The 13,404-nt window shown below is 71.4% G+C and carries 10 protein-coding genes; 3 read left to right on the plus strand and 7 right to left on the minus strand.

The window, feature by feature from the left end; translation table 11 throughout:
* Positions 1-5: 5 nt before the first annotated feature.
* A complete protein-coding gene (locus tag KNO15_RS12020; RefSeq protein WP_241703981.1) occupies positions 6-281 on the minus strand; it encodes a hypothetical protein in 276 nt (91 codons plus the stop codon).
* Positions 282-402: 121 nt separating this feature from the next.
* On the opposite strand from KNO15_RS12020, the gene KNO15_RS12025 reads away from it, so the two are divergent.
* Entirely contained in the window at positions 403-1,227 is an 825-nt protein-coding gene (locus tag KNO15_RS12025) for a hypothetical protein (RefSeq protein ID WP_241703982.1), read from the plus strand.
* A gap of 81 nt (positions 1,228-1,308) precedes the next feature.
* On the opposite strand, the gene KNO15_RS12030 is transcribed toward KNO15_RS12025, so the two are convergent.
* The 3 genes from KNO15_RS12030 to KNO15_RS12040 form a co-directional block, all read right to left on the minus strand.
* Positions 1,309-1,728, minus strand: coding sequence for a VOC family protein (locus KNO15_RS12030; RefSeq protein WP_241703983.1), 420 nt, complete (start codon positions 1,726-1,728; stop codon positions 1,309-1,311).
* Between the two features lie 115 nt (positions 1,729-1,843).
* A complete protein-coding gene (locus KNO15_RS12035) occupies positions 1,844-2,989 on the minus strand; it encodes a cystathionine gamma-synthase (RefSeq protein ID WP_241703984.1) in 1,146 nt (381 codons plus the stop codon).
* A 45-nt stretch (positions 2,990-3,034) separates the two neighbouring features.
* Positions 3,035-4,399: a cystathionine beta-synthase gene (locus tag KNO15_RS12040; RefSeq protein ID WP_241703985.1), complete on the minus strand. Its 1,365-nt coding sequence runs from the start codon at positions 4,397-4,399 to the stop codon at positions 3,035-3,037.
* A gap of 71 nt (positions 4,400-4,470) precedes the next feature.
* Here KNO15_RS12040 and KNO15_RS12045 point away from each other — a divergent pair, with 71 nt between their 5' ends.
* Positions 4,471-5,139, plus strand: a complete 669-nt coding sequence (locus KNO15_RS12045) for a metal-dependent transcriptional regulator (protein ID WP_241703986.1) — start codon at positions 4,471-4,473, stop codon at positions 5,137-5,139.
* Between the two features lie 40 nt (positions 5,140-5,179).
* Here KNO15_RS12045 and KNO15_RS12050 read toward each other — a convergent pair whose 3' ends face one another.
* The 3 genes from KNO15_RS12050 to KNO15_RS12060 all read right to left on the minus strand — a co-directional run bounded on the left by KNO15_RS12050 (position 5,180) and on the right by KNO15_RS12060 (position 10,874).
* On the minus strand, positions 5,180-7,465 hold the full coding sequence (locus KNO15_RS12050; protein WP_241703987.1) for an ATP-binding protein: 2,286 nt from the start codon (positions 7,463-7,465) through the stop codon (positions 5,180-5,182).
* A gap of 177 nt (positions 7,466-7,642) precedes the next feature.
* Positions 7,643-8,884 (minus strand): Nramp family divalent metal transporter, encoded by a 1,242-nt coding sequence (locus KNO15_RS12055; RefSeq protein ID WP_241704662.1) that lies wholly within the window; start codon positions 8,882-8,884, stop codon positions 7,643-7,645.
* Positions 8,885-8,999: 115 nt separating this feature from the next.
* Positions 9,000-10,874: an ABC transporter ATP-binding protein gene (locus KNO15_RS12060; RefSeq protein WP_241704663.1), complete on the minus strand. Its 1,875-nt coding sequence runs from the start codon at positions 10,872-10,874 to the stop codon at positions 9,000-9,002.
* 181 nt (positions 10,875-11,055) lie between these two features.
* On the opposite strand from KNO15_RS12060, the gene KNO15_RS12065 reads away from it, so the two are divergent.
* Positions 11,056-13,302, plus strand: coding sequence for a helix-turn-helix domain-containing protein (locus KNO15_RS12065; protein WP_241703988.1), 2,247 nt, complete (start codon positions 11,056-11,058; stop codon positions 13,300-13,302).
* Positions 13,303-13,404: the final 102 nt, after the last annotated feature.

The raw sequence follows: 13,404 nt of genomic DNA on the forward strand, positions 1-13,404 counted from the left end.
GAGGCTCAGCGGCACGCAAGCGACTCGGTGGCGATCGCCCCGACGGCGAGCACGCCGACGGCGACGATGCCGCCGGCGAGCACGCCGGCCCGTGCCACTTCGGCGAGGCCGCGGTCGCCGGCGGCGAGAAGGGCGCCGAGCGAGACGCCGATGCTCAGGATGCCGGTGACGGCGGCCGCGACGGCACCGTCGCGTTCGCGGCGCTGCCGCGTCGTCCTGATCGACCAGTCGCGGCCCGAACCGTCGGCGCCCCCTGTTCGCGACACCTTCTGCGCACCCACGTCGTCACCATCCCCTCACGGGACGACCGCTTCCGGACAGGAGCGGCCTCCGTCCGCTCAGTTGGACGCGACCGGCCCGGATTCGTCACGCGGCGGGGTGTCGGCACCCTAGACTCCCGGCATGGCCACCCTCGCCGATCCTGACCGTTCGGAGCTCACCGCCCTGTGGGCCGGCGCCCTCGGCGGTGACCGGGCCCCGCTCGAACGCCGACTCGCGGGCGCGAGCCGGCTCCCCGGCCCGCGTGCGAACCTCGAGCTCGCCGCGCGCTTCGCCGACCTCGTCGGTGCGACAGCCGACGACGGCCGGGGCGCCGCCGTCGAGCTGCTGGGCGGGTGGCTTGCCGGCCCCCCATCGGACCCGGGGCTGCCCGAAGGAGGCGAGGAGTTCCTCGCGGCCTGCGCCGCGCTGGCCGCAGGCTCGGTGGCAGCGGGCTCGGCAGCAGATGCCGCCGACCGCCTCCTCACCGCCGCCGCGGTGGACGACCGGTGGCGGGTCCGCGAGATGGCGGCGACCGGGATGCAGCGCGTGCTGCGCGCCGACTGGAGCGCCGGGCTGCGCGCCGTGCGGGCCTGGCTCCGATCCGGCGAACCGCTGGAGGTGCGAGCCGCCGTCGCCGCCGTCGCCGAGCCTCCCTTGCTGAAGGAGGCCGGCCACGCCGAAGAGGCGGTCGAGGTCGTCGAGGCCGCCGTCGACCTTCTGCTGGCGACGCCGAGCGGCCGTCGCGCCGACGACGACGTCCGTGTCCTGCGCAAAGCGCTGGGCTACGCCGTCAGCGTCGTCGCCGTCGCGCACCCCGATGCCGGCCTGCCGCTGCTGGAGCGGCTGGCGACCTCGACCGACTCCGACGCCCGATGGATCGCCCGGCAGAACCTGACCAAGGCGCGCCTGGCCCCGTTCGCCGACCGGCTGGCCGGGGCGAGGGAGGCCGCTGCTCAGCCCCGCTGACCGCTGTCGAGGGCACGCAAGCGCCCCGAGAACGCGCGTGAGGGGCGATTGCCTGCCCCTCGGAGAGCGCGAAGCCCCGGGTCAGCCGACGGTGAGGGTGCCGTCGTCGGCGAGCGTCCAGCCCGGGTTGTACGCGATCTCCCACACGTGGCCGTCGGGGTCGGCGAAGTAGCCGAAGTAGCCGCCCCAGAAGACCCGCTCCGCCGGCTTGAGGATGCGCCCGCCGGCCGCCTCGGCCTGCCCGAGCACGCGATCGACGGCCTCCTCGTCGCGCTGGTTGCAGGCGAGGGTGATGCCGCTGAAGGTGCCGTCGATGGGCAGCCGCGCGTCGTCCGCCAGGTCGTCGCGGCCGAACAGCGCGAACGCCATGCCCGGCAGCTGGTAGAAGACGACGCCCTCGGGAGCGTCGGCCGGCGCCCAGCCGAGACCTTCCTCGTAGAAGGCGCGGGAGCGGGCGATGTCGCGGACTCCGAGGGTGACGAGGCTGATGCGCTGATCCATGTGTGCAGGCTAGCGACCACGACCGACATCACGCGAAGCGGCTCGTCCTGCGCTGTCTCGCGCGATCCGAGCCACTCCGCGCCGCGTCGCGGGCCGCCGCGCAGCAGCCGGCGGGCTACCGCGTCAGCGCCTGCTCCACGTCCGCGAGGAGGTCGGCGACGTCCTCGATGCCCACCGAGAGCCGGATCACGTTGTCCGGGACCTCCAGCTCGGTGCCGCGGACGGACGCGTGCGTCATCTCCGACGGGTAGCCGATGAGCGACTCGACACCGCCCAGAGACTCGGCCAGCTGGAAGACCTCCGTCGACTCGGCGAACCGGCGCGCGGCCGCCGCTCCGCCGCTCAGGGCGACGGACAGCATGCCGCCGAAGCCACTCATCTGGGCGGCGGCGAGGGCGTGACCCGGGTGGTCGGGCAGCCCGGGGTAGTAGACCGCGTCGATGCCTGGGCGGCCGACCAGGGCCTCCGCGATCGCCTGCGCATTGCTGGTGTGCCGTTGCATGCGCACGGCCAGGGTCTTGATGCCGCGCACCGTGAGCCAGGCGTCCATCGGCGAGGACACCGCACCGGCGGCGAACTGGATGAACTGCGCCTTCTCCGCGAGCTCGGCGTCGGCGAAGACCAGGGCGCCGCCGATGACGTCGGAGTGGCCGCCGAGGTACTTCGTGGTCGAGTGCACGACGACGTCGGCGCCGAACGAGAGCGGCTGCTGCAGCGCCGGAGACGCGAAGGTGTTGTCCACGACCACGAGCGCTCCCACGGCGTGGCCGAGCTCGACCAGGGCGGCGAGGTCGCTGATCTTCATCAGCGGGTTGCTGGGCGTCTCGATCCACAGCACGCGCGTTCCGTCGACGGCGAGCGCGGAGCGCACGGCGTCGAGGTCGGCGAGGTCGACCGTCGTGTTCCGCACCTCCCAGGCTCCGTGGATGCGGTTGATCAGCCGGTGGGTGCCGCCGTACACATCGTTGCCGAGCACCACGTGGTCGCCCGGGCGCAGCACAGCGCGCAGCAGGGCGTCCTCGGCGGCCAGGCCGGACGCGAACGACAGCGCACTCACGCCGCCCTCGAGGGAGGCCAGCAGCGTCTCGAGGGAGGTGCGCGTCGGGTTGCCCCCGCGACCGTACTCGTAGCCGCCGCGCAGCCCGCCGATGCCGTCCTGCACGAACGTCGAGGTCTGGTAGATCGGCGGGATGATCGCCCCGGTGGTCGGGTCGAACTCCTGGCCGACGTGGATGGCGCGCGTGGCGAAACCGTGGGTCATCGGGATCCTTTGCTTCTACGAGATCGAGAGAGGGGAAGCGAGCGGCTACTCGCTGAGATAGGTGAGCAGATCCTGTCGGGTCAGCACGGCGACCGGTTTGCCGTCCTCCGTGACCAGCAGGGCGTTGGCGACGGCGAGCGCCGCCCGTGCCGCGGTGACCGACTCGTTCACGCCGATCAGGGGCAGCGCCTCGCCCAGGTGCGCCCCGACGGGGTCGTTCATGCGCGCCCGCCCGCTGAAGACGGCGTCGACCAGCGACCGCTCGTCGAGCGCGCCGGCGACCTCCCCCATGACGACGGGGGGTTCGGCCGTGAGCACCGGCAGCTGCGAGACGCCGTAGGTGTTCATGATCTCGATGGCGTCGTGGACGGTCTCGGTCGGATGCGTGTGGACGAGGTCGGGCAGGTCGCCGCGCTTGGTGCGGATCACGTCGTGCACAGTGGCCTCGTCCGGCACCTCGCTGAACCCGTAGGAGCGCATCCACTTGTCGTTGAAGATCTTCGCCAGGTAGCCGCGGCCGCCGTCCGGGAGGATGACCACGACGATGTCGTCGGCGCTCAGCTCCGCTGCCGCGCGCAGGGCGGCGACGACCGCCATGCCGCTCGACCCGCCGACGAGGATGCCCTCCTCGCGCGCGAGCCGCCTGGTCATGTGGAACGACTCCGCGTCGCTGACCGGGATGACCTCGTCGACGACCGACGGGTCGTACGCACCCGGCCAGAAGTCCTCGCCGACGCCCTCCACGAGGTAGGGGCGGCCGGTGCCCCCGGAATAGACGGAGCCTTCGGGATCGGCGCCGACGATGCGGACGCGGCCGTCGGAGACCTCCTTGAGGAACCGGCCGGTGCCCGAGATGGTCCCACCGGTGCCGACGCCGGCCACGAGATGCGTGATGCGGCCGTCCGTGTCGCGCCAGATCTCGGGACCGGTGGTCTCGTAGTGGCTGCGCGGCCCGTTCGGATTGAAGTACTGGTTCGGCTTGAACGCGCCGGGGATCTCGGCGGCGAGCCGGTCGGAGACCGAGTAGTACGAGTCCGGGTGTTCGGGGGCCACCGAGGTGGGCGTGACCACGATCTCCGCACCGTACGCGGTGAGCACGTTGCGCTTGTCCTCGCCGACCTTGTCCGGCAGCACGAACACGCACCGGTAGCCGCGTTGCTGGGCGACGAGCGCCAGTCCGACGCCCGTGTTGCCGCTCGTCGGCTCCACGATCGTCCCGCCGGGCTTCAGCAGCCCCTCCTGCTCCGCAGCATCGATGATGCGGGAGGCGATGCGGTCCTTCGACGAACCTCCGGGGTTCAGGTACTCGAGCTTGACGAGCACCGTCGCCGCGATCCCCTCGGTCAGCCTGTTGAGCTTCACGAGCGGGGTGTCGCCGACCAAGTCTGTGATGGTCTCTGCGTACTTCACGCCGTCAACCGTAACAGGGCGCGTCGAGGCGCGTTCGCTCTGTTTCGGCTCGGCTGCCTAGACTCGTGCTCATGCCGGTGTCCGATCTCTCCCCCGTGGCACAGGATTACCTGAAGCTGATCTGGTCCGCGACCGAGTGGTCGGGCGATCCGATCACTGTCAAACAGCTCTCCGAACGGATGGGCGTGCGCGCCGCGACGGTGTCCGACGCGATCCGCCGCCTGGTCGAGCAGGGGCTGCTGGTGCACGAACCGTACGGCGGGATCGAGCTCACGGACGCCGGCCGCCGCGGCGCGGTGGCGATGGTGCGCCGTCACAGGCTCATCGAGACCTTCCTCGTGGAGGAGCTCGGTTACGGCTGGGACGAGGTGCACGACGAGGCTGAGGTGCTGGAGCACGCGGTCTCCGACGGGCTGGTCGACCGCATCGACCGCCGTCTCGGTTTCCCGGCGCGAGACCCGCACGGCGACCCGATCCCCACGGCCGACGGCACCCCGCGGCGCCCGGATGCCGAGCCGCTGCTGTCGGCCCGGACGGGCGTGCCGCTGACCGTCGTGCGCATCTCGGACGCCGACCCTGCGGTGCTGCGCTATCTCGGCGAGCGCGGCATCGGACTCGACGTCTCGCTCACCGTCGACGAGCACCGCGCGTTCGCCGGCGACGTGACCGCGATCATCGACGGGACCCCAGTCGTACTGGGCGCGACCGCCGCCGCCGCGGTGTGGGTGGCGGTCGGCTGACGGCGTACGCTTCGGAGGCGGTTCCCCCGTCGGCGGCTCTTCACCGCTCCTGTTCCGCCTCCAGCGACTTCTGCACCGTCCACGCGGCGAGCTGTGCCCGGGAGGAGAAGCCGAGCTTCATCAGGCTGCTCGCGACGTGACCTTCCGCGGTCCGCCGCGAGATGACGAGTCGTTCGGCGACTTCGCGGTCGGTCAGGCCTTCACCGACGAGCGCAGCGACCTGGCTCTCCCGAGCGGTGAGCTCCGACGAGTTCTTCGTGCGCCGCTCTGACGCGCGCATACCGGGAAGCTGGACCCCGAGCGCGTATGCCACGCCCTCTTCTTGCGTCAGGTCCTTGCCGCGGTCGAACGCGGCCTGGAACGCGCGATCGCCGAGTGCGGCTCTGGCCGTCGACTCGATCTGTTCCCGGCTCCAGTCGAACTGAGGGAAGGCCGCCTTCACGGCCCCGTCCGTCCCCACCGCGAGGTCGGTGACCCCGAGCAGGGTGGCGGCACGCACAGCATCGGGAGTGTTCGAGGCAGCATACGCGAGCGCCTCCTCGACGAGAGCGAGGATGAACGGCTCTGCGAGGTTCTGCGCCAGGCTCAGCGCCTGCCTGAGCATGGTCACCGCTTCATCGGACGCGCCGTGCGGCGAGGTGAGTCCGGAAATCAGGAGCAGGTAGCCCGTTTCGAACGAGTCGCCCACTCGCAATCCACGATCGATGAGCAGCTGCCTGCGCCGGGCTGCTTCCTCGAGGTGACCGACGATGTACTCGCCGATCGCGATCCGCTCCTCGAGATTCGTCCGCCCGTGGAGCCCCGCGACGTCGCCTGCGACGGCGAGCGCACGCCTCCACATAACGGGCGTCTCCTGGTCGAAGTGAATCGTCGCGCGTTCGTCGACGATCCATGCTCGGCAGAAGTCGTCGTCGAGCGCCTCCGCGAGGACCGCCGCTCGTTCGAGCAGTCGCTGGGCCGCATCGCGGTCTCCGCGCGTGGCCTCCAGCGCACCGATCTTGATCAGCAGCTGACATCCTTCCACGGTCGACGGCTCGCCGAGGGCCAGGACCTTCATGCCCCAGCGATAGAACTCGCCCATCAGCCCGTGCGCTTGCCAGACGATACGCCAGCCCGATATCAGCAGCCGGGCGGCTCGCTCCGCGTCCCGATGCGAGACGCAGTAGTCGATCGCGGCCCGGAGGTTCGGCAGCTCGATCCTCGTCATCGCCAGCCAATAGGCCTGATCCGGCCCGTACCACTCGGCTTCGAGGCGCTCGAGGCGCTTCAGGTACCAGTCACGCAGCGACGCACCGGCGGCGTCGAGCTCCTCGTCCGTCGCCGCTTCGAGACCGAAGTGCCTGACCGTGTCCAGCATCCGGTAGTAGACGATGTCGCTGCGCGGTCGGCGCACGATGATCGATTTCTCCATCAGCGACTGGACGAGGTCCAGGGCGGCCCCGTCTTCGCCGTCCGCGATCATCGCCTCGGCCGACTCCATGTCCCAGCCGGCCGTGAACACGGACAGGCGCCGCCACAGCGTCTGCTCCTCGGGCGTGCACAGGTCGTAGCTCCAGCTGATCGCGCTGCGGATCGTCTGCTGCCGGGCCGGGGCGTCACGGTCACCGTTCGCGAGGAAGGCGAGCGGTGCCTCGAGCCGCGCGAGCAGCTCCGTGGGAGCGAGCACCCTCACTCGCGCGGCGGCGAGCTCGATCGCCAGCGGGAGTCCGTCCAGCCTGCGGCAGATCTCCGCGATCGCCTCCCGCTCGGGTGCCGTGGGAGCGGGCATCATCGCGGACGCCCGCTCCACGAACAGGGCGGCGGCGGGTGACCACGTGTCAGCGCTCGTGCCCGTGGCATCGAGCGGCTCGAGCTCGAAGACCTTCTCTGCGCTGAGGCGGAGCACCTCACGGCTCGTCGCGATCACCTTGATCTGCGGGCACGCCTTCAGGAGGGCCGCCACCAGCGTCGCGCACTGGTCGATCACGTGCTCGCAGTTGTCGAGGACCAGGAGCCCGTTCGTCTCACCGAAGTGGTGGGTGATCGCGGCGAGAGGTTCCCGGACGGCCCGGACGTCGAGGGTCCTCGCCACCTCATCCGCCACGGAACCGGAACCGCTGACACCGCTCAGGTCGACGAACCAGCAGCCGTCCGGGTACTGCCGGCGCACGGTCTGCGCGACCCGGATGGCGAAGCGCGTCTTGCCGACTCCGCCGGCGCCGACGATCGTCAGCAGCCGGGTCTGGCCCAGGGAACTGCGGGCAGAGGCGAGCAGCGCCTTGCGGTCCACGAACGAGGTGTACTCCGTCGGAAGGGCTCCGCGGCGCCACAGGTCAGCTCCAGCCATTGAACCGACCCCCCTGCAGCTCTGTATCTCAGCCGCCGTAATTCTTTCGAAACGCTGCGATGAAAGCAATCGTTGCAGATACTCAACGTCGGCCGCCAACACTTATATATGAATATTGGATGCAGTACCCCGATTGCGCAAGCATCCGATCACGCAAGCATCCGATCGCGCAAGCAGCTACGGCGCGGACACGGTCAGAAGCACCAGGGCAAGGTTGAGGACAACGACGAGCCCGGCGACGCCGGCGCCGACCCAGCGCACCCAGGTCCGGTCGACCTGTGCACCCATGACCTCCCGCGATCCGGTGAGACGCAGCAGCGGGATCATCGCGAACGGGATGCCGAGGCTCAGCAGCACCTGCGAGAGCACCAGCGCCCAGGTCGGGTCCACCCCCAGCGCGAGGATGATCACCGCGGGGATCAGCGTCACGACGCGGCGCACGAGCAGCGGAACGCGGACACGCAGCAACCCGCTCATGATGGTGGCCCCTGCGTAGCTGCCGACCGAGGTGGAGGCCAGACCCGAGGCGAGCAGCCCGATCGCGAAGACGGCCGCGACGACCGGCCCGAGTGCGGCGCCGATCGCGGCGTGCGCCCCCTCGATGGTGTCGGTCCCCGCCACCCCGGGCAGCGCCGACGCCGCCAGCAGGAGCATCGCGACGTTGACGGCTCCGGCCAGCACCAGAGCGAGGACCACGTCGAGACGCGTCGCGCGCAGCAGCGTGCGGACGCGCCCGGGGTCACCGCTCGATCCGTGGCGATCGCGGGCGAGCGCGGAGTGCAGGTAGATCGCGTGCGGCATCACGGTGGCCCCGAGCATGCTCGCGGCCAGCAGCACAGTGGGCGCGCCGTCGAATCTCGGGACCAGTCCGTTCGCCGCGGCCCCCCAGTCCACCGGACTGACGACGAGCCCCGCGAGGAAGCCGATCGCGATCACGCCGAGCAGCGCGAGGATCACCGCCTCGAACGGCCGCTGGCCCCGGCGCGACTGTACCGCGAGGATCCCGATCGCCGCGACGCCGACGAGGACCGCCCCGAGCGGCAGCGGCAGCCCGAACAGCAGGTTGAGCGCGATCGCGCCGCCGATCACCTCGGCGATGTCGGTGGCGGCGGCGACCAGCTCGGCCTGCGCCCAGTACGCGCGCCGGCCGGCCGAGCCGAGCCGGGCGCCGAGCAGCTCGGGCAGGCTGCGGCCCGTCACGATGCCGAGCTTGGCGGACTGGTACTGCACGAAGACCGCGATCGCGTTCGCGGCGACGAGCACCCAGACGAGCAGGTACCCGTACTGCGCCCCTGCGGTGAGGTTGGCGGCGACGTTGCCCGGGTCGACGTAGGCGATCGCGGCGACGAACGCGGGGCCGAGGAGCAGCCAGAGCCGTGGGCGTGCACGGGACCGCCGCTCCGCGACCTCCAACGCCATCATCGACTCCCCTGATCTGAATGTTAGGCGAGTCTAACATCGAAGCGCGCAGCGATCGAGGGGCACGCACCTGCCCCGAGAACGACGCGGTGAGGGCGCCTACTCGCCCCTCGCGCTACTCCCGGTCGAGGATGGCCGTCTCGGTCTGCTCGAGGTACAGCCGCGCGTACACGCCGTCGAGCTCCAGCAGCTCCCGGTGCGTGCCGCGCTCGACCACCTGGCCGTGATCGATGACGAAGATGACGTCCGCCGCGACGATCGTCGAGAGCCGGTGGGCGATCGCGATCGTCGTCCGGCCGCGCGATGCCGTGTCGAGCGCCTGCTGCACCACCCGCTCCGAGATGGTGTCGAGTGCGCTCGTGGCCTCGTCGAGGATCAGCACTTCCGGGTCTTTGAGGAGCACGCGCGCGATCGCGATGCGCTGCTTCTCGCCGCCGGAGAGGCGATAGCCCCGCTCGCCGACGAGCGTCGCGTACCCGTCGGGGAAGCCGACGATGGTCTCGTGGATGTTGGCCCGCCTGGCGGCGGCCTCCAACTCGTCCTGCGTCGCGTCGGGCCGCGCGTACCGCAGGTTCTCGGCGATGGAGGCGTGGAACAGGTACGTCTCCTGGCTCACCACGCCGATGTGCGAGACGAGCGAGTCCTGCTGCAGCCGGCGCAGGTCGGTGTCGCCGAAGAGGATGCGCCCGGACGTGGCGTCGTAGAAGCGCGGGATGAGATAGCTCACCGTGGTCTTGCCCGCACCGCTCGGACCGACGAACGCGGCGAACTCGCCCGGCTCGATCACGAAGGACACGTCGTCGAGCGTGTTGCGCTCGCCCGGCCTGGCGTCGGGGTAGCGGAACACGACATGGTCGAACTCGATACGGCCGAGATCGCGATCGGGGTCCACGGGCGTGGCATCGGGAGCGTCCGCGATGGCGGGCTTCAGGTCGAGGTACTCGAAGATCCGGGCGAAGAGTGCGCCGGAGGTCTGGAGGTCGAGCGCGACCCGCATCAGCGCCAGCAACGGGAAGAGCAGCCGGGCTTGCACGGTCGTGAACGCGACGATCGTCCCCGCCGTGATGTCGGTGGTGCCGCCGAGGATCAGCCAGCCCGAGACCAGGTAGACGATCGCCGGGATCGACGAGAGGAAGATGTTCACCATCGCGAAGAACCACTGGCCGCTCATCGCCTGCGAGACCTGCAGCCGGATCTGCGTGCGGTTCTCGTCGGAGTAGCGCTCCACCTCGGCGGCCTGGCGGTTGAAGCTCTTCGACAGCAGAATCCCGGACACGCTCAGGGTCTCCTGCGTGATCGCGGTCATGTCCGACAGCGACTCCTGGGTCTTCGTCGCGATCCGCGCGCGCACCTGACCCACCCGTCGCTGCGCGATCACCAGGATCGGCATGAGGATGACCGCCACGACCGTCAGCTGCCAGTTCAGCAGCAGCATCGCGACGAGTGCGGCGATGACGGTCACGGTGTTGCCGAGGATGCTCGACATCGTGTTCGTGAGCACGCTCGCGACGCCTCCGACGTCGTTCTGGAGTCGCGACTGGATGATGCCGGTCTTCGTCTTGGTGAAGAAGCTCAGCTCCATCGACTGCAGGTGCGAGAACAGGCGCACCCGCAACGCGCCCATCACCCGGTTGCCGACCGACGCGGTCAGGTAGGTCTGCCACACGCCCAGGAGGGCGGACCCGACGAAGACCACGATCATCAGCACGACGATCTCGGTCAGCACGGGCAGGTCGGGCGTGCCGCTCTTCGGGAACAGCCCCTCGTCGAACGCGCGCTGCGTGAGCAGTGGGGGCACGACCGAGAGCGCGGCCCCGATCAGCACGAGCACCATGGTCACGACGATCGCGCCCTTGTGCGGCGCGAAGAGGGTCACGATCCGGCGGAAGAGGTTCGGGATCCGCGGGGCGTCGGCGTTGAGCGCGCGCTGGGCGTCCACGTCACTCGCGCTGACGCGGGATCGCATCCCGCCTCCGCCCATCCCACGCATACCGCTCACACACGAAAGCCTAACTCCGTGGCGGGACGCTGCCGCCGCGCCCGTCCCCACGAGTGACGACACTCCATTTCGACCGCCGACGCCCCTAGTCGTGGCGCGGACACGCTATCGACGGATCCGTTCACGCTGGGGCGCCCACTCAGGTCGCCGAGCCGTCCGCATGATCGGAACCATGCAGCTCTTCGACCCAGACGTCCAGGACGCGCACAGGGCGCTGTCGCGCGGGCGATCCGTTCGGATCGTCGGTGCCCGCGGCAGCGGACGCTCGACCGTGCTCGGACGCACCGTGCAGCTGCTCGAACGCTCCCGCCACCCGGTCGTCTCCGTCGTCGACGACGGCCTGGGCGTCGCCCTCCCCGGCTACCTGGCCGCGCAGCTCCTGCGGACGCTCGGCGCGGCGCCGGCGAAGGAGCCGAGCGCGATCGCCGACGCTCTCGCGCAGGCGGTGAGCGCCGGCACGATCATCGCCATCGACGGTCTCGAGCGCGTCGACGCGTTCTCGCTCCGGGTGCTCGAGACGGTCCGGCTGCGCACGGACGTCCGCTTCCTCGTCACGGAGCTGCCCGGCTTCGGGCGGCACGATCCCGACCGCACGCTCAGCCCGTCGTGGCCGGAGCGGGTGGTCCGCCTCTCCGGCCTCGGCCTGGCCGAGGCGCACGCGCTCGCGGCGGATGTGCTCGACGGGGAGGTCGATCCCGCCCTCGCGGCGGTGCTGACCGCCCAGACCGCGGGCCGTCCGCTCCTGGTGCGGCTCCTGGCGTCGACCGCTCGCGACCGCGACCGGCTGGTCCGCAGCGACGGCGTCTGGCGACGTGCGGCGAGATCGCTGTGGAACGATGACCTCCTCCATCAGATCGACGGGCTGCTCGGGAGCTACGCCGCCCCGGTCCGCCGCCTGGTCGCTGCGCTCGCCGAGAGCGGCCCACTGCGTCTGGGCGATGCCGAGGCCATCGGAGGGGCCGACGTGCTCCGCACCGCCGAGGACTACGGCCTGGTGGCCTGGTCGGGCGACCGCGGCGACGACCGCGTCCAGGCCTGGCCTCCCCTCGTCGCGGAACGGTTCCGCGACCGCGAGTCCGCGGCGGCAGGGTACGGAGCGGGCCGGTCCAGGGTCTCCGCCGCCCTGCTCGCCGACCGCCTCCGTCGGCAGCGCGAGACCGGCCACCGGGTGATGGCGAGTGCGGCATCCGGGTGGCCGGAGTCGCCGGACCGACCTCTCCTCGCGACGCTCGACCTGCAGGTAGAGCCGTCGAACGGGGACGCCGAAGGGCGGCAGCACCTCCTGCGCGCGGCCGCGCGGGGGGACACCGCGACCCTGCGTCGGCTCGCGCTCGGTGCGCGGGCGTCTGCCGGCTCAGGACCCGCGGTGCCGGTTGCCGACGCCTTCGCCGATCTGCTGGAGGGCGACGCAGCATCGGCGGCCGCGAAAGCCGACGTGCTGCGCCAGGCCGGCGTCCGCCTCCTGGCGCCGGACGACATCGTCGCCTCCGCTTACGTCGCGACCCTCGCAGCCCACCGGCTCGGTGATCCCCACCTCGTCGAGCGATCGCTCGAGGCCGCCCTCCTCGCCGGGAGGCCGTCCGCCGCCTTCACACCGCTCTACGCCGCTTTGCTCCAGCTCAACGCCCTGCACCGGTCCGACGGAGCGACGGCGAAGCTGCACTCGGCGCTCGCGAGCGAATCGCATCGGCTCGCCCCGACCCCAGGCGCGTTCTTCGGCACGGGCGCCGACCTGGTCCACACCGTCCTGAGCGACCCTGACCGCGACCCCGCCGCCTTCGACTCCGCACTGGCTCGGGCAGGGGCCGTCCGTCGCGAGAGCGGCTTCCCGCTCGCAGCGGCGCAGACCGTGGCGGCCGGTCTGGAGGTCGGCTTCGGCCCGCTGGCGGCCGCCGAGTTCGGGCGAGCCGTCTCCGAGCTGATCGCTCCCGCCTTCCACCGCATCGCCCGTCTGGTCGAGCTGCTCGACACCGGAACCACCGCCGCCGTGCGCGCGCGGGCGGGCGCCTGCGTCGACGGCCCGACGTTCCCGATGGGCGACCTGGTGCTCGCGGCGGCGCGACGCGAGACGGACGCGGACCGCCGTGACGCGCTCCTGGGGCTCGCCGAAGCCCTCGGCGGCCAGCGGATGCCCGGTGTCTGGCCGCCGCGTGTGGCGGCCGCGGCCCGCGACGGGAGCGACGCCGCAACCCTCACCGGTCGCGAGCTGGAGATCGCGATGCTCGCCGGACGTTTCACGAACGCCCAGATCGGCGAGCTGCTCTCGATCAGCGGCCGCACGGTGGAGAACCATCTGGCACGGGCGATGCGCAAGAGCGGCGTCCGCTCCCGCGCCGACCTCTACGACGTCGTCAGCGCGCCACGCGGGTGGCATCCGCGGCGCGGCGGCCCGGGCGGGCCCTCCCCCACCCGCGGGTAGACGTGCCGTGACCCAATCGCAATGCAAGCGCTTGACGTAAACGCTTGCATGGATGGTCGGCCCGGGAGTACGTTGAGCCCGGGCGCACCCGCGCCTGCACCA

The organism is Leifsonia shinshuensis, assembly GCF_022606355.1.
Classification (GTDB): domain Bacteria; phylum Actinomycetota; class Actinomycetes; order Actinomycetales; family Microbacteriaceae; genus Leifsonia; species Leifsonia shinshuensis_B.